The sequence below is a fragment of the Pseudarthrobacter sp. AL07 genome, assembly GCF_029960665.1.
Lineage (GTDB): Bacteria > Actinomycetota > Actinomycetes > Actinomycetales > Micrococcaceae > Arthrobacter.
Genome location: NZ_JASBRB010000011.1, coordinates 1 through 16,269, shown reverse-complemented (window position 1 = coordinate 16,269; position 16,269 = coordinate 1). Strand labels below are relative to the sequence as shown.

Sequence of the window (16,269 nt, the reverse complement as noted above, 5' to 3'; positions counted from 1 at the left end):
CTCCAAGCGAAAGACTTTTAGCGGTGACAGACAGTCAGAAATCCGACGAAACAACAGCAGACCTGACCGAGGTAGCGGCCCCCGTGGCTGACCAGGCAGACGCTGTCCAGGCAACCGCCGAGCAGGCCACGGTTGAAACCGAGGCTCCAGCGGACGTGGAGCAATTCGGCGTGGCCGCCCCGTTTGAAAGTGACGCGGCCGGTACGGCCCCCGCTGAAGAGCCTGCCGCCGTTGACGACAGCGCGGCTGTTCAGGCTCCCGCTGAGGAAGCCCCGGCCCCGGCGCCTGCTACGGCGACTCGACCCGCTCCATCACCGGCAGCCTTCGCCGCCCGGCCCAAGCCGGCAGCAGCCGCACCTGTGGCAGCACCGGCACCCGTCGCCTCCGCGACCTCCCTGGCAGAAGCCGCAAAGTGGGGCCGTGTCGAGGGTGACGGTCACGTATTCCTGACGATCGACGGCGATGAGCACCCGGTGGGCCAGTACCCCGGCGTCAGCAATGACGAAGCCCTTGCCTACTTCGCGCGGAAGCATGACGACATCGTTGCCCAGGTCCTGCTCCTGGAGCAGCGCATCAGCTCCAAAGCGCCCAGCACCGATATGCAGAAGACCGTCACGCACCTGCGTGAGCAGCTGGCGGAGCGGAACATGGTGGGAGACCTCCGATCCACCGAAGCACGGCTCGACGCTGTTTCCGTGCAGATCGCAGACCTCGAAAAGGTGGAGAAGGCAGAACATGACGCCGTTCGCTCCGCCGAGCTCGCGGCCCGCGAGGCCATAGTGGCCGAAGCCGAAGAGATCTCGGGGCAGGATCCCGCACAGATCCAATGGAAGACCTCCAGCGCCCGGATGAACGATCTTTTTGAAAGCTGGAAAACGGCCCAGAAGGGCGGCATCCGGCTTGGCCGCAGCAACGAGGACGCCTTGTGGAAGCGGTTCCGTGCCGCCCGGACCGTCTTCGACCGTCACCGCCGCGCCTACTTCTCCCAGCTGGACAGCACCAATTCGGCCGCAAAATCGGCCAAGGAAAAGCTCATCACCGAAGCCGAGGCCCTGTCCTCATCCACCGACTGGGGCTTCGCCGCGGGCGAATACCGCCGGCTCATGGATGAATGGAAAGCCTCACCGCGCGCCAGCCGCAAGGACGACGACGCCCTCTGGGCCCGTTTCCGTGCCGCCCAGGACGTGTTCTTCACACACAGGCAGGCAGCCAACGAGGAGATCGACCAGGAATACGCCGCCAACCTTACGGTGAAAGAAACGCTCCTCATCGAAGCGAACAGCATCCTGCCGGTCAAGGACCTGGCCGCTGCCAAAAAGGCGCTTCAGTCTGTCCGGGACCGCTGGGAGGAAGCCGGCAAGGTGCCCCGCGCCGACATGGGCCGCATCGAAGCAAGCCTCCGCAAAGTGGAGGACGCTGTCCGCAACGCCGAAGAGGAAAACTGGCAGCGTTCCAACCCCGAGACGAAGGCCCGCACCAACAGCGCCCTGTCGCAGCTGGAAGCAGCCATTTCCGGCCTGCAGGACGACCTCGCCAAGGCCGAGAAAGCCGGCGACCAGCGCAAGATCAAGGGGGCCCGCGAAGCCCTCGAGGCGAGGCAGGCCTGGTTGGACCAGATCCAGCGCTCGGCCAGCGAGCTTTCCTAGTCAATAATTTGTAGGACGCCTTTCGTCAGGCGCCTGTCGCAGGACCCACAGGCCCGGTCCCGGTTATCCACATAACCGGGACCGGGCCTGTGCTGGTTAAGGTTCGACGCGGCAAAATGGAGGGATGGCCACTTCCTCACCGTCCCAATACCCGGACCTGTATTCGCCGGGGAAGCCTTTCGCGTGGCCCGAACTCCAGTCGCTGGCGGCGGATGGCATCCTGGCGCAGTTCCACCAGCACGGATTCACGTTGCCGGACGCTGCAGCGTCCCCCCAGATTCGCGCCAGAACGGTGGCCAGCGCGGTGCCGGCGGCGGTCAGGCAACGCGTGGTAGCCGGGCGGATGACGGCGGCGTGGATCTACGGCTGTGCTGCTGAACCGGACCGCCTCGCGTTGCTTGTGGATGCTAAGCGGCGGATTTCGAGCCTCCGCAATACACGGGGGTGCACGCTCCATGAAGTCCGGCTGGGGCCGTTCGACGTTGTAAGTATGGGCGGGCTGATGGTCTCCAGTCCGCTGCGTACCGCCGTGGATATTGCGCTGCACGTCGACGCCCACCGGGCCCTGCCCGCGCTGGCGGGGTTGCTGGCCCGGCCGGAGCGGGACGTGCGGCTGCGCTTGCTGATCCTGGCCATCGAAGCCAGCCCCCGGGTCCCGCACAAACGGGCTGGATTGGAAAAGCTGGCCCTGCTAGCTCCGGCGCTTGTTGCCGGTGGTCCGGTAGACGTCGAACACACCATCGATGCGCCGCACGGCGCTGAGGACGTGGCTGAGGTACTTGGGGTCCCCCATCTCGAAGGCGAACCTGGAGATAGCCACCCTGTCGGTGGAGGTGTTAACGCTGGCCGCCAGAATGTTGACGTGGTTCTCGGACAGGACGCGGGTGACATCCGAGAGCAGGGACTTCCGGTCCAGCGCCTCAACCTGGATCTCCACCAGGAAAACACTTGACTGCGTGGGTGCCCAGTCCACCTCAACGATCCTGTCGGGCTGGTCCCGGAGATCGGAAATGTTGGTGCAGTCCGTACGGTGCACCGAAACACCGGAACCGCGGGTGACAAAGCCGAGAATCGGGTCCGGCGGAACAGGCGTGCAACAGCGCGCGAGCTTCACCCAGACATCGCCAACGCCGCGCACCACCACTCCGGAATCGGAGAACTTGGTCTTGGCCACCTGCGTAGGGATGCTGACTTCAGTGATGTCGTCGTCGGTGCTCTCGTTGCCGCCCAGGCTTTCAACGAGTTTCTCCATGACCGACTGCGCTGACGTATGGCCGTCCCCTACGCCGGCGTAGAGGCCGGAGATGTCAACGTACTTGAACTCTGCGGCCACCGCTGCCAAGGCCTCGTGCGTCATGAGTCGCTGCAGGGGCAGGTTCTGCTTCCGCATGGCCCGTGTCAGCAGTTCTTTTCCGCGGTCGATTGCCTCTTCGCGCCGTTCCTTGCTGAACCACTGACGGATCTTGTTCCGGGCGCGGGCACTTTTGACGAAGTGCTGCCAGTCCTGGCTCGGTCCGGCGCCTTCAGCCTTCGAGGTGAAGATCTCAACCCAGTCTCCGTGGTTCAGCTCGCTGTTCAAGGGAACGAGCTTGCCGTTGACCCGCGCGCCGATGGTGCGGTGACCGACTTCGGTGTGGACCGCGTAGGCAAAATCCACCGGCGTCGAACCGGCAGGCAGGGCCATGACCTCGCCCTTGGGGGTAAAGACAAAGACTTCCCTGGCGTTGATCTCAAACCGCAGAGAGTCCAGGAACTCCCCCGGATCGGAGGTCTCCTGCTGCCAGTCAACCAGGGATCTCAGCCAGCCCATGTCGCCGTCGCGGGGGCTGCCCGGCCCCACTGCGGTACGGTTGGGCTGATCCTTGTACTTCCAATGCGCTGCCACACCGTACTCAGCCCGGCGGTGCATTTCGTGGGTCCTGATTTGGATCTCCACGGGCTTGCCGCCGGGGCCGATCACCGTGGTGTGCAGTGACTGGTACATGTTGAACTTGGGCATGGCGATATAGTCTTTGAAACGCCCCGGCAACGGGTTCCAGCGCGAATGCATGGTGCCCAGGGCTGCGTAGCAGTCCCGGACCGAATCGACGAGCACCCGGACGCCCATGAGGTCGTTGATGTCGTCGAAATCCTTGTCCCGAACGATCATCTTCTGGTAAATCGAGTAATAGTGTTTCGGCCTGCCCGTAATGGTGGCCTTGATCCGGGCGGTACGGAGGTCGTCGGTGATCTGATCCCGGATGACGCCCAGGCTCTTCTCCCGTTCCGGGGTGCGGTCGCCCACCATCCGGACGATTTCTTCATAGACCTTGGGGTAGAGGGCAGCGAAGGACAGATCCTCCAATTCCCACTTGATGGTGTTCATGCCCAGCCGGTGGGCCAGGGGCGCGAATATTTCCAGGGTTTCGCGGGCTTTTCGTGCCGATGACTCCGCGGAAACAAACCGCCAGGTCCGGGCGTTGTGGAGCCTGTCCGCGAGCTTGATCATAAGGACCCGGATGTCCTTGGCCATGGCCACAACCATCTTGCGGACGGTCTCGGACTGCGCGGCCTCACCAAAGCTGACTTTGTCCAGCTTGGTGACGCCGTCCACCAGCATGGCAACCTCAGGACCGAAGTCCTTCTTGAGGTCAGCCAGTGTGTAAGGAGTGTCCTCCACCGTGTCGTGCAGCAGGGCCGCGGCCAACGTGGTTCCGCTAAGGCCGAGCTCAGCGAGGATGGTGGCTACGGCGACGGGGTGGGTGATGTACGGGTCGCCGCTTTTGCGCTTCTGCCCGCGGTGGCTCTGCTCGGCCACCTCAAAAGCGCGCTGGATGAGGTCAAAGTCTTCTTTGGGGTTGTTCGCGCGTACGGTACGCAGCAGAGGCTCAAGAATGGGCGAATACGGTACCGCGCCGCGCCCGGTCAGCCGGGCCAGCCGGGAGCGCGTCCGCTCGCGTCGGCCGGGAAAAGTAGGGCGTGCGCCCGAATTGTCTACAGGAACTGCCGGCGCCGGGCGTGCGGAAGCGGTCAGCCCGGTCTGAATTCCGTGGCCCGGGCTGTTATCCCCGTCTGCCGTTGGCACCGACGCCGAACGTTCTTCCAATGAAGCACCCCTCACGACTGTTTAATTACCTCAGTCTATTCCCCCGCCAGTTCACATATGTAACCGGGCGCTGAAATGCGAAACGGGCCGGGCGCCGTCGGTTTTCCGACGCCGCCCGGCTCGTTGCGGTGCGATGGGTCAGGCCCCTGCGGGCGCAGCTGATCCTTCGGTCTTGGCGTTGTTCGCGGACCTGCGTTGTTCCACGCGTTTGGCCTGCTTCACCAGGTCAGGTTCATTCTGGCGCAGCCAGGCATACATCGGGGCAGCGATAAATATGGTCGCGGCCGTCCCGATCAGGATTCCGACGAACAGTGCCAGCGACAGGTCCCGCAAAGTGCCCGCCCCCAAAAGGCCGGCACCGATGAACAGGATGGCTCCGACCGGCAGGATGGCCACCATCATGGTGTTGATGGAACGCACCAGGGTCTGGTTGACGGCGAGGTTGACTTCCTCACCAAAAGTGCGGCGGGTGGACGCATCAACATCGGCGGTGTTTTCACGGATCTTGTCGAAGACCACCACCGTGTCATACAGCGAGTAGCTGAGCACCGTCAGGAACCCGATGATGGCAGACGGCGTTACCTCGAAGTCGCTGAGAGCATACACCCCTGCGGTCACGAACATCGTCACCAGCATTCCGGCCATCGCGGACAGCGACATCTTCCAGGTCCGGAAGTAGAGCGCCATCAGCACCGCGGCCAGCGCCACAAAGACGATCAGGCCGATCAGCGCCTGCTTGGTGACATCCGCACCCCAGGTGGGTCCGATAAAAGTTGAGGTCACCTCGTTGTCAGTGACGCCGTAGGCCGAAGTCAGGCCTTCCTTGATCCTGAGCGTCTCGTCGTCCGTGAGCTTGTCCGTCTGGATCCGCATGGTGGTACCGGCGACGTTGGCCACCCGCGGAACGCTACCGGCCACGACGTCTTCCACAACCTGTTGGCCAAGGGCCGAGTCGGTGTTCTGCACGTTGGAGACAGTAAACTCCGATCCGCCGCGGAATTCGATGCCAAGGTTAAACCCGCCCTTGGCAACTGGAATGAGGATTGACAGTGCGACCGCCACCGCCGCGATGATAAACCACAGTTTCTTGGCACTGACGAAGTTGTAGGAGCGCTTCCCGCTGTAGAGCTCGTTTCCGAAATTGGCGAAGCTGCTGGACATTACTTGTTCTCCTTGGCTGCGCTCTTGGAGGAGCTGGTGAGCTGCTCCTGCTTTTCCGCAAGGCGGCGTTCTGCGATGGTCATGCGTCGTTCAGCCTCGGCGACCGCTCCGGTGTTCTTGGCCCGGACTACAGAAGGCTTGGCCTCTGGTGTGCGCAGGCGTCCGGCGCCACGGTAGAGCGGCAAGACGCCGAGTCGTTTGGGGTCAAGGCCCGAGAGCCGGTGGCCCTCCCCGAAGAACTTGGTGCGCGCCAGGACCTGCAGGGTGGGGTGCGTGAACATAAAGACCACGACGAGGTCGGCAATGGCCGTCAGGCCCAGCGTGAATGCGAACCCGCGGACGTTGCCGACAGCCACAAAGTAGAGCACCAGCGCGGCCAGCAGGTTCACGGCCTTGGATGCCAGGACAGTGCGCTTGGCCCGCTTCCATCCGTTTTCCACCGCGGAGACAAGTCCGCGGCCTTCGCGGAGTTCGTCGCGGATACGTTCAAAGTAAACGATGAAGGAGTCTGCGGTCTGGCCGATGGCGACGATGAGGCCGGCCACGCCGGCGAGGGAAAGCCGGTAGTTTTCAGTCCATCCCAAGATGGCTATGGCCAGATAGGTGAGGGCGCCGGCCACCACCAGCGATGCAATGGTCACCAGGCCCAGGGCCCGGTACTGGAAGAGTGAGTAGACCACCACGAGGAGCAACCCGAGGATGCCCGCAAGGAGGCCCATGCGTAGCTGTTCGCCACCCAGAGTTGCGGAGATCTGCTGGTCGCTCTGGATTTCGAAGCTGATCGGAAGCGCGCCGAAGCGGAGCTGGTCAGAGAGTGCCTTGGCTGACTTTTCAGTGAACCCGCCGGTGATCTGCGGACGTCCGTCGGTGATGACCGCTTGCGAACGGGGCGCGGAAATGACCTGGTCGTCAAGGACGATGGCGAATTGCGACTTGGGGTCGGTGCCGGTCTCGCCGCCTGCTGCCACGTAGAACTGGTTCAGCCGTTCGGTGACGGTCTTGAACTTGGCGGTGCCTTCGTTGTCGAACTGGATGTTGACGGCCCAGTCGTTTGTCACAGCGCCCTGGGCACCCTGCTGCAGCTGGAAGGAGGACGTAACGATGTTGCCGCCCTTGACCTCTACCGGTCCCAGGATGTATTTGATGGCGGGTGTGGTCTCTGTTGCCGGTTCACAGGTGACGAGGGGCTTGGTGGGATCGGAGGCTTCGGGGCTCTCCGGCGCAGGATTGTTGCAGTCCGTGGTTTCGAACTGGCGGTAGATGTCCGCGGTGATCCAGTTGATGTCGCTGCCGTTGGCCGGGTCTGCCGTGGGCTTCGGAAGCTGGTCTTCGGGGGTGAGGGATTCCGTGGGGACGGGCGCGCCGTCTCCGTTGAGCAGCACCGGGCGGAAGTTCATGTCCGCGGAGGCCTGGATCAGGTCGCGGGTTTCCTTCGTCGGCGTGCCCGGAAGGCTCACCACGACGTTGCGGCCGGACTGGGTGCTGATTTCCGCTTCGGCAACACCTGAACCATCCACACGCTGGCGGATGATGGCTACAGCCTGGTTGAGCTGTTCTTCATTGATGTCCGAACCGCCCTCAACCTTGGGTGCCAGGATCATCTGGGTGCCACCCTCGAGGTCCAATGCCAGCTTGGGTGCCCAGCTTGCCTGTCCGGCAAGGGTGCCGCCGGCCAGGACGGCGGTCAGCACGGCAAGGACTACACCGAGCCACACCAGTACCCTCAGGCCTGAGTTGTTGGGGCCAGTTCGTGCCATTGTGAATCTTTCTCTTATTTACGGAGGAACCACCGGCGGGAGCTATCAGTCCCACCGGCGGTTGTCCCCAGCCGTAGAGGTGTTATAACGCGGGCTGCCGTGCGGCGAGGACTAGATGTCCTTCTTGCCCTCGTCACTGAGGCGCTTCAGAGTCTCATCCGGGGTTTCGGCGGACACTGCCGGGGTACCGGCTTCATCGCTGGTCAAAGATGATTCGCTGGTCAGCGACGAAGCGTCATCCGGGACGGCCGGAGCCTCGGCTTCGACAGGCTCCACGATCTTGGTCACTGACTGGCGGTGGACTGTCGCCAGGTTCCCGGGCGAGAGTTCCAGGACAACCTTGTTCTCGGCGTCGTCCATGGAGACAATCCGGCCAAAGAGTCCGAAGCTCGTCATGACCTCAACACCAGGCTCGAACCGGGACTGCAGCGTTGCCTGCTGCTCCTTGGTCTTCTTGTTGCGGCGGAACATCATGAAGATAAAGATTCCGAGCATTGCGAACAAGACGATGTTCATTGGATCCACAGGGAAGATTCCGTTCTGTACTGGCGTATCGGGTGTTTGGCAGCGTCCGCATCGTTCCCCGTTGCAGAGAATGTGACGGGCAGGCAACGGCTCCTCGGAGCCGTCGCGGGAACACAGACCCGAACGTGCCGGGTGTCATACCAGTCTAAAGGGAAAAGCTGGGAGGACAGTGCTATTGACCGTTCGGCGCCCATTCGGCCGCGGATCCGGCACTGTCCGGGTCCGGTTCGAACAGATCCAGCGGCTCCTGCCCGAAAACCCCGGCCGGTATGGCAAAGCCCAAGTGGGTCCAGGCCGGAGCCATGGCGATGCGCCCCCGGGGCGTCCGGCCCAGCAGGCCTTCGCGCACAAGGAACGGTTCCGCCACCGTTTCAACGGTCTCGGTCTCCTCCCCCACCGCAATGGCCAGGGTTGAAAGTCCCACGGGTCCCCCGCCGAACTTCGTAATGAGTGCTTCCAGGACTGCCCGGTCCAGCCGGTCCAGGCCCCGCTTGTCCACTTCGTACATGTCCAGGGCCGCGGAAGCAGCGCGGGCGTCAATCTGCTCAATCCCATGCACGAGAGCCCAATCCCGGACGCGGCGGAGCAGGCGGTTGGCAATACGCGGGGTACCGCGGGACCGGCCGGCAATCTCGCTGAACCCCGCGGAGTTGACCTTGAGGTCCAGCAGGCCGGCGGAGCGCCTGAGCACCAGTTCCAGCTCGGCCACGCTGTAAAACTCCAGGTGCCCGGTGAACCCGAACCTGTCCCTGAGCGGGCCGGGCAGCAGGCCGGCGCGTGTGGTGGCACCTACCAGAGTGAAAGGCGGAAGCTCCAACGGGATAGCGGTGGCCCCGGCGCCCTTGCCTACCACAATGTCCACACGGAAATCCTCCATGGCCATGTAAAGCATTTCCTCTGCCGGCCGTGACATCCGGTGGATCTCGTCCAGGAACAGGACCTCCCCTTCGGAAAGCGAGGAAAGGATGGCGGCGAGGTCCCCGGCGTGCTGGATGGCCGGACCACTGCTGATCCGCAGAGGCGCGTTCATTTCAGCAGCCACGATCATGGCCAGGGTGGTTTTGCCCAGGCCGGGAGGGCCGGAAAACAGTACGTGGTCCGCGCTGCGTCCCCGCATCCGGGAGGCCTGCAGGACCAGGGAGAGTTGCCTGCGGACCCGGTGCTGGCCCACGAAGTCATCCAGGTTCTTCGGCCGGAGGGCGGCTTCGATCACCCGTTCCTCGGGTTCCTCCCCGGCCGCCACCACCGAAGGCTCAGCCACGGCTGCCTACGCGGTTGCCGGCCCGCGCGCCGTCCTGGCCCAGCCAGCGCAGCGTGGTCCGAAGGATCTCGGCCACATTGCCACGGAATTCAACCTCGGGATCGTCCGCAAGGGCCTTCTCGATGCTGGCCGCGGCATCCTTTTCCGACCAGCCGAGGCTGGTCATGGCCGCCACCACCTGGGGCTTCCACGCCGCTTCGGCCGGAGTGGACGCCCCGGCGACACCTGCCGTACCGTGCGGCACCAGCTTGCCGGCCAGTTCCAGCACGATCCGCCCCGCCACCTTGGGGCCGATGCCTGGCACCTTCGTGAAGGTTTTACTGTCACCCGTGTGGGCAGCAACCCGGATCGCTTCAGGCTCGTGCACGGCGAGCACCGCCAGTGCGAGCCGCGGGCCCACGCCGCTCACACTCAGCAGGACGTCAAAAACTTCACGTTCGTCGTCAGAGGCAAAACCGAACAGGGTCAGCGAATCCTCGCGCACTATCAGCGAGGTGAAGAGCTTGCCTTCCTCGCCGGTGCGGAGGCGGCTGAGCGTCTGGGGTGTGGCGTTGACACTCATACCGGCACCGTTGAGGTCGATGACGGCAGAGGAAAGGCCAACGTGCGCTACTGTCCCGCGAAGGAAACTGATCAAAGCCGGGCTCCTGGTGTACTGCCGGAATCCTGGGAGCAGGACCGGCTATCCGAACATATCTACGAATACCCTAGCAAGCACGGTGGACATTCAGCGCCCGCGGCGCGCTTTCGCTTCGGCGTCGGCCCAGGCTCGCTGGGCCGCCGTCAGCGACAGGCTGCCGGGGCCGGTGGTGGCAACGGCCGCTCCGCTGCCGGCCCGCCAGGCGTGGGTGATGGCAAGTGCCAGGGCATCTGCAGCGTCCGCCGGCCGCGGCGGCGCGTCCAGCCGAAGGATTTTCGTGACAAGTTTGGTTACGGCTTCCTTGTTGGAGGTGCCGCTGCCGGTCACGGCTGCTTTAACTTCCGACGGCGTATGCAGGGCCACCGGGATCCCGCGCCGGGCCGCGGCGGCAATCACCACACCGGAGGCCTGCGCCACCCCCATTACCGTGCTGACGTTGAGCTGGGAAAAAACGCGTTCGACGGCGAGCACATGGGGTTCATAGCGGTCCAGCCACTCGTCGATGGCCAGGGCAATCACCAGCAGGCGCTGGTCCAGAGTCTCCTTGGGAGACGTACCCACCACCCCGACTGCCACCATCGTGGCCCGCCGGTTCCGTTCGACGTCGACAACACCGATACCGCAGCGGGTGAGGCCCGGGTCAACGCCCAATACGCGCAGGGTCACCCTGGGACATCCGCCCTAGGCCACAAAGCGGACGCTCACTCAACTTCCAGGGCGGCCTGGACTTCGTCGCTGAGGTCGGCGTTGCTGTAGACGTTCTGGACGTCGTCGAGCTCTTCCAGGGCGTCCACGAGCTTCATGAACTTCTTGGCGGCGTCGAGGTCCAGCGGCACCTGCATGGACGGCACAAACTCGGCTTCGTCGGTCTCGTACTCCATTCCGGCTTCCTTAAGGGCATCGCGGATGGCCTGGAGGTCGGTCGGTTCGGAGTGGATCTCGAAGCTGTCGCCGTTGTCCTTGACTTCCTCGGCTCCGGCGTCGAGGACAGCCATCAGGACGTCGTCCTCGCTGAGGCCGTTCTTCAGCATCGAGACGACGCCCTTGCGGCTGAAGAGGTAGCTCACCGAACCCGGGTCGGCGATGGTGCCGCCGTTGCGGGAAATGGCCAGGCGGACCTCGGAGGCTGCACGGTTTTTATTGTCCGTCAGGCACTCGATCAGCAGCGCAGAACCCTGCGGGCCGCGGCATTCGTACATGATCTCGGTGTAGTCAACCACTTCACCGGTGAGGCCGGCGCCACGCTTGATGGCACGGTCGATGTTGTCGGCGGGCACCGACGTCTTCTTGGCCTTGGTGACGGCGAGTTCCAGGCCCGGGTTGCCGGCGAGGTCGGGTCCGCCCATGCGTGCAGCGACTTCGATGTTCTTGATCAGCTTGGCGAACGACTTTGCGCGGCGGCTATCGAGGATGGCCTTCTTGTGCTTGGTCGTTGCCCATTTGGAGTGTCCTGACATGCTTACGCGTCTCCTCTGATCATGCGGATAAAAAGTTCATGTACGCGTTTCTCCCCAGTCACTTCCGGGTGGAAGGAGGTGGCCAACAGGTGGCCGGAACGCACTGCGACAATTCTAGCTGTCCCCGGCAGGCTGGCCGCATGGGAGGCATGCTCCGGGTCCGCAGGCTCAACCTGCGCCAGGATCTGCACGCCGGCGCCGACGCGTTCCACCCAGGGGCCGCGGATGAACACAGCATGCACCGGGGCCACACCGGATTCCGTGGCGCTGAAGTCCAGGCCCTTGAAGTCCAGGTCCGCTTCAAAGGACTCGCGCTGGCGGCCGAAGGCGTTGCGCCGCACCGTGATGTCCAGGCCGCCGAAAGTCTGCTGCGGGTTGCCGGCCAGGTCCGTGGCCGGATCGGCGATCGCGTCTGCGAGAAGGATCATGCCGGCGCAGGAACCGTAGACCGGCAGTCCGTCGCGGATCCGGTCCTTCAACGGTCCGGCCAGCTCAAAGGCGCGGGCCAGCTTGTCGATGGCTGTTGATTCTCCGCCGGGAATGATGAGGCCGTCCAGGCCGTCCAGTTCGGAGGGGCGGCGGATTCCGACGCCGGCGGCACCCGCGGCTTCCACGGCCCGGAGGTGTTCGCGGAAGTCGCCCTGAAGTGCCAGGACGCCGATCCGCAGACCGGAGCCCACGCGTGCAGAAGCAGCCGAAAGGGGGTTTGTCATCCACTCAGCATAATGTGCGCGGGTCCCGAGGCGGCGCCGGAAGCGCTTCCGGGGAGAGGTTCTATGCCGTTGCTGGGATATATTACAGAGCATGCTTTACATCAGTGTTCCGCTCGGCAAGCTGGTCCGCCGGGTCTCCCGGCTCAGGGGCGGGGGGTCCGCCCTGCCCGGGTTGGTGGTCGAGAAAATCGATCCCGGCTTTATGCAGCGGACGCTCGCCACGCTCCCCCACGGCGTTGCAGTTGTGAGCGGGACCAACGGCAAAACCACCACCACAAAAATGGTGGTGGAACTGCTGGAGAGCCAGGGTCTGAAGGTCTTCACCAACCGCACCGGCAGCAATTTCACCCGTGGTGTGGCGGCTGCCCTGCTGGGCGAAGTGGACTGGCGCGGCAGGCTCACGGCCGACGTCGCCGTCCTGGAACTCGACGAAGCCCACGCCGTGCATTTTGTGAACCGTGTTCCGCCCCGGTACAGCCTCCTGCTCAACGTCCTGCGCGATCAGCTGGACCGGTTCGGCGAGATCGACAAGACGGCCCAGCTGCTGCAGCACATCGCCGACAAGACCTCCGGAACTGTGGTCCTCAACAGGGAAGATCCCCGGGTGGCCCGCATCGCGGACACCCTCACGGGCCAGGACGTCCAGTACTTCGGACTGGACGATTCCCTCCTCAGCACCTTCCCCAACGACGACGACATGCGGGCAGCGCCCGGCAGCCCGACCCCCGCGGTGCTCCCCCGCAAGCCGCACGCCGACGTCGTACTCCGCAAAGTGGGGCCGGACACCGCCGATTTTGAGTACGACGGCGTCACTGTCACCACCGCGATGAAGCTCCGCGGCGTCTACAACATCTTTAATGCGGCCGCGGCGCTGACCCTGGCCCGCAGTATCTGTGGCGGCGGTGCCGTCACCGCCGACCACGCCACCCTGCTCACGGCGCTATCCCGGGTGGAGCCCGCGTTCGGCCGCGGCGAAAGCCTCACCGTGGACGGCCAGCCACTGGACCTCGTGCTGGTCAAGAACCCCAGCGGTTTCCGGCTGGGGCTGAAGTCCTTCCCCGCGGACGGCTATGCCACCATGATCGCCATCAATGACAACTACGCCGACGGCCGGGACATGTCCTGGCTGTGGGACGTGGAATTCGATTCGCTCCGCGACGGCGGCGTGGACCAGCTCACCGGGTCCCGGGCCTACGATATGGCACTGCGGCTGCAGTATGACGACGTCCGGATCGGCGCGGTCCAGCCGGAGATCGCGCCCGCACTGACCGAATTCATCCGTGCGGCCAAGGGCAAACCGAAGCGGATCTTCTGCACCTACACAGCCATGCTGGCCATCCGCCGCGAGCTGTCCAAAATCACCACAGTGGAGGTGGTCTCATGACCGCTGAATCAACCGGCATCGGGCCGGACGGCGTCGAACAGAATTCCAAGGGCACCATCCGCGTCCTGCAGCTCTACCCGCGGGACATGAACATCTACGGCGACTGGGGCAACGCCCTGGTGATCAAGCAGCGGATCGGCTGGCACGGTTACACCCCGGAGCTGCTGGAGTACAACGTCGGCGACGAATTTCCGGCCGATGTGGACCTCATCGTGGGCGGCGGCGGGCAGGACAGCGGTCAACTGGTCATCCAGGATGACCTGCACTCACGCGCCGGTGTCCTGACCGGGCTGGCGGAAGACGGCGCCCCCATGCTGGTGATCTGCGGGCTGTATCAGCTGTTCGGACGCTTCTTCAAGACCCGCTTGGGTACGGTCATCCCGGGGATCGGCATCCTGGACGTGGAAACACACGGCACCGACGAACGCCTGATCGGCAACGTCAAGGTGGCCACACTGGAGTTCGGCGAGGTTCTGGGCTACGAGAACCACAGCGGGCAGACCACCCTGGGTGCCGGCGTCCGGCCGCTCGGCACCGTGGCCAAGGGCACCGGCAACAACAGCAGCGACGGCCACGAAGGCGCCCGGTACCGGAACGTCGTGGCCAGCTACCTGCACGGCTCCCTGCTGCCGAAGAACCCGGCGATTGCCGATTTCCTCATCAGGACCGCCGCAGAGCGTAAGTACGGGACGTTTGTCCCGGGTGCCCCCGATGACCGCTACGCAGTACTGGCCCGGGAGCACGCTGCGCGCCGTCCGCGCTGATGGACTTTCGGCAGGGCCATGGCCACCCTGCCGTCAGCGTCACCGCCAGTGGAAGTACTCACGGTGGATGTTCGCCGCACGCACCCCGGAGCCGCGGAATTCTTTGCGGAACTGACGGAGCATTCCGTCGGGACCGCCCATAAAGACTGAGAGCTCACGCGGATCGGCTTTGACCGTTTCCAGCACCCGTTGCGGAGTCAGGCGTCCCTCGGAAGTGGTGTCAACCAGGTGGACCGTCAGGCGGGGATGCCTTCCTGCGACAGTTTCGATCTCGTCGGCAAACGGCGACCGGCCAGCAGACGTGACAAAAAAGTCGACCGATTCCTTGAGCTCACCGTCGAGGGACCGAAGCCAGCTCAAAAAGGGTGTGATGCCGACGCCTCCGGCGATCCAGACCTGGTGTGGGGTTCCGGCAAGGCGGTCAAAATTGCCGTAGGGCCCGCTGACCACCGCCGGCATGCCGGGCTGTACCACCTCGGGAAGCCGGGTTGTGTGGTCCCCGAGTGCCTTCACCGTGATGCGGATACTCTTCTCTCCCCGGGATCCCGAGATCGAGAACGGATGCCGTTGCCAGCCGTCCTTCGTTTCCAGGTAGATCATGGCGAACTGGCCCGGCCTGAAATCCAGGGGTTTGCCCAGCGGCCGGAGATGCACGTCGACGAGATCGGGCGCCACTGTCCGGACTTCGTCCACCTGGTAGTCGTGATGCGGCAGGAAGTGCCGGGACAGCAGTTCACGGTAAGCGTAGAATCCCAGCCCCACGCCGCCGATCACCAGGTAGCTCCAACGGAGCACCGGTGTGGATTCGAAGGCGGTTGCATCCAGAAGCCCGTGGAAGAAACCGGCAGCCACGAACAGGCCTGTCAGGCGGTGGAAGCCACGCCACCGTTCATAACCGCCCAGGACACGCGTCAACAGCTTGACCGGCCACGAGTCGCGCGTATTGGTCACTAGTCCGTGGACGGCCGCCGGAAGCATGGTGCGCCATCGCGGCAGGATGGCCCAAACGATCAAAGCCGCGATCCCTACGGCCCCCGGCACCGCAAGTGTCTTACCCAGGCTCGTGGCTTCCGGGTTGGAAGCGAGTTCCAGGTGGGGCAGCAGGAGCAGCGCCCCGGCGATCGCGAGGCGACGGTGCCAGATGGCGGCGTAATCAATACCGCCGAACACCTGCTCGACATGCGCGAGGGTGCTGATCAGTACCAGCGCGACGGAAAAGAGCAGGACTGATTCCCCGCCGAACAGCTGACCGAGGTGGCGCGCCAGGGGTTCGCCCGCGGGCCGTGCCACAAGCCACAATGCCGAATACGCCACAGCGAGGACCCCGATGGTCAGGGGTCCGATGTAGCGGACAGGCAGGCCGAGTATCGCCGCCCGTGGCCTGGGTACCGATTCCGTGCCGGACACGTGGCATGGCTCCTTAGTGGACGTTCCTGGCATCCGCGACGCAGAACCATAGACTCGACGATAGCCTAGGACCGCCGGGTTTTTGTCCACTGATCGAGACTTCGGCGCTGTTAGTCCCCCTTTATCTGGAAGGACTCAGGGAAGGGGCAGTACGACGCCGGCCGGTCACCTCAGGAGGTGACCGGCCGGCGTCGTTTGTTACGGCTGTGGAGCTGTTACCAGCCGCGCTCGGCGAGGCGGTGCGGCTGCGGGATGTCAGCGACGTTGATGCCCACCATGGCCTCGCCGAGGCCGCGGGAGGCCTTGGCGATGACGTCCGGGTCATCGAAGAACGTGGTGGCCTTGACCACGGCAGCGGCACGCTGGGCCGGGTTGCCGGACTTGAAGATACCGGAACCGACGAACACACCGTCAGCGCCGAGCTGCATCATCATCGCGGCGTCGGCCGGGGTGGCGATGCCGCCGGCGG

At 64.3% G+C, this 16,269-nt stretch carries 13 protein-coding genes and 2 pseudogenes; 4 read left to right on the top strand and 11 right to left on the bottom strand.

Annotation, left to right across the window (positions count from 1 at the left end; all coding sequences use genetic code 11):
- Window positions 1–23 precede the first annotated feature (23 nt).
- Entirely contained in the window at window positions 24–1,646 is a 1,623-nt protein-coding gene (locus QK290_RS10765; RefSeq protein ID WP_282330657.1) for a DUF349 domain-containing protein, read from the top strand.
- A gap of 124 nt (window positions 1,647–1,770) precedes the next feature.
- Window positions 1,771–2,223: pseudogene (locus QK290_RS10760) on the top strand (type IV toxin-antitoxin system AbiEi family antitoxin); the annotation flags it as partial.
- A 114-nt stretch (window positions 2,224–2,337) separates the two neighbouring features.
- Here QK290_RS10760 and QK290_RS10755 read toward each other — a convergent pair.
- The 9 genes from QK290_RS10755 to pdxT all read right to left on the bottom strand — a co-directional run bounded on the left by QK290_RS10755 (window position 2,338) and on the right by pdxT (window position 12,245).
- Window positions 2,338–4,731 (bottom strand): bifunctional (p)ppGpp synthetase/guanosine-3',5'-bis(diphosphate) 3'-pyrophosphohydrolase, encoded by a 2,394-nt coding sequence (locus QK290_RS10755; protein WP_282330656.1) that lies wholly within the window; start codon window positions 4,729–4,731, stop codon window positions 2,338–2,340.
- Between the two features lie 138 nt (window positions 4,732–4,869).
- Window positions 4,870–5,892 (bottom strand): protein translocase subunit SecF, encoded by a 1,023-nt coding sequence (gene secF, locus QK290_RS10750; RefSeq protein ID WP_282330655.1) that lies wholly within the window; start codon window positions 5,890–5,892, stop codon window positions 4,870–4,872.
- A complete protein-coding gene (gene secD, locus QK290_RS10745) occupies window positions 5,892–7,649 on the bottom strand; it encodes a protein translocase subunit SecD (RefSeq protein WP_282330654.1) in 1,758 nt (585 codons plus the stop codon). The genes secF and secD overlap by 1 nt, the downstream gene beginning before the upstream one ends.
- Before the next feature lie 111 nt (window positions 7,650–7,760).
- Window positions 7,761–8,165 (bottom strand): preprotein translocase subunit YajC, encoded by a 405-nt coding sequence (yajC, locus tag QK290_RS10740; protein WP_282330653.1) that lies wholly within the window; start codon window positions 8,163–8,165, stop codon window positions 7,761–7,763.
- Between the two features lie 181 nt (window positions 8,166–8,346).
- On the bottom strand, window positions 8,347–9,435 hold the full coding sequence (ruvB, locus tag QK290_RS10735) for a Holliday junction branch migration DNA helicase RuvB (protein ID WP_282330652.1): 1,089 nt from the start codon (window positions 9,433–9,435) through the stop codon (window positions 8,347–8,349).
- On the bottom strand, window positions 9,428–10,072 hold the full coding sequence (gene ruvA / locus QK290_RS10730) for a Holliday junction branch migration protein RuvA (protein ID WP_282330651.1): 645 nt from the start codon (window positions 10,070–10,072) through the stop codon (window positions 9,428–9,430). The genes ruvB and ruvA overlap by 8 nt, the downstream gene beginning before the upstream one ends.
- 90 nt (window positions 10,073–10,162) lie before the next feature.
- Window positions 10,163–10,741: a crossover junction endodeoxyribonuclease RuvC gene (ruvC, locus tag QK290_RS10725; protein WP_282330650.1), complete on the bottom strand. Its 579-nt coding sequence runs from the start codon at window positions 10,739–10,741 to the stop codon at window positions 10,163–10,165.
- 35 nt (window positions 10,742–10,776) lie between these two features.
- On the bottom strand, window positions 10,777–11,532 hold the full coding sequence (locus QK290_RS10720) for a YebC/PmpR family DNA-binding transcriptional regulator (RefSeq protein WP_282330649.1): 756 nt from the start codon (window positions 11,530–11,532) through the stop codon (window positions 10,777–10,779).
- Between the two features lie 2 nt (window positions 11,533–11,534).
- A complete protein-coding gene (pdxT, locus tag QK290_RS10715) occupies window positions 11,535–12,245 on the bottom strand; it encodes a pyridoxal 5'-phosphate synthase glutaminase subunit PdxT (protein ID WP_282330648.1) in 711 nt (236 codons plus the stop codon).
- Window positions 12,246–12,336: 91 nt separating this feature from the next.
- Between pdxT and QK290_RS10710 the strand changes: the two genes are divergently transcribed.
- Entirely contained in the window at window positions 12,337–13,629 is a 1,293-nt protein-coding gene (locus QK290_RS10710; protein ID WP_282330647.1) for a Mur ligase family protein, read from the top strand.
- The gene (locus QK290_RS10705) at window positions 13,626–14,393 is read left to right on the top strand and encodes a glutamine amidotransferase (RefSeq protein WP_282330646.1); all 768 of its coding nucleotides are present in this window, start codon (window positions 13,626–13,628) and stop codon (window positions 14,391–14,393) included. The genes QK290_RS10710 and QK290_RS10705 overlap by 4 nt, the downstream gene beginning before the upstream one ends.
- Window positions 14,394–14,432: 39 nt before the next feature.
- Here the strand turns inward: QK290_RS10705 and QK290_RS10700 are convergent, their stop codons facing one another.
- Both QK290_RS10700 and QK290_RS10695 read right to left on the bottom strand, forming a co-directional pair.
- On the bottom strand, window positions 14,433–15,800 hold the full coding sequence (locus QK290_RS10700; RefSeq protein ID WP_282330645.1) for a hypothetical protein: 1,368 nt from the start codon (window positions 15,798–15,800) through the stop codon (window positions 14,433–14,435).
- Between the two features lie 215 nt (window positions 15,801–16,015).
- Window positions 16,016–16,269, bottom strand: a pseudogene (locus tag QK290_RS10695) (pyridoxal 5'-phosphate synthase lyase subunit PdxS); the annotation flags it as partial.

Bases quoted from the DNA above. Each gene is read 5' to 3' on its own strand.
- secF (WP_282330655.1), bottom strand. From the start codon at position 5,892: ATGTCCAGCAGCTTCGCCAATTTCGGAAACGAGCTCTACAGCGGGAAG.
- secD (WP_282330654.1), bottom strand. From the start codon at position 7,649: ATGGCACGAACTGGCCCCAACAACTCAGGCCTGAGGGTACTGGTGTGG.
- yajC (WP_282330653.1), bottom strand. From the start codon at position 8,165: ATGAACATCGTCTTGTTCGCAATGCTCGGAATCTTTATCTTCATGATG.
- QK290_RS10720 (WP_282330649.1), bottom strand. From the start codon at position 11,532: ATGTCAGGACACTCCAAATGGGCAACGACCAAGCACAAGAAGGCCATC.
- pdxT (WP_282330648.1), bottom strand. From the start codon at position 12,245: ATGACAAACCCCCTTTCGGCTGCTTCTGCACGCGTGGGCTCCGGTCTG.
- QK290_RS10710 (WP_282330647.1), top strand. From the start codon at position 12,337: ATGCTTTACATCAGTGTTCCGCTCGGCAAGCTGGTCCGCCGGGTCTCC.
- QK290_RS10705 (WP_282330646.1), top strand. From the start codon at position 13,626: ATGACCGCTGAATCAACCGGCATCGGGCCGGACGGCGTCGAACAGAAT.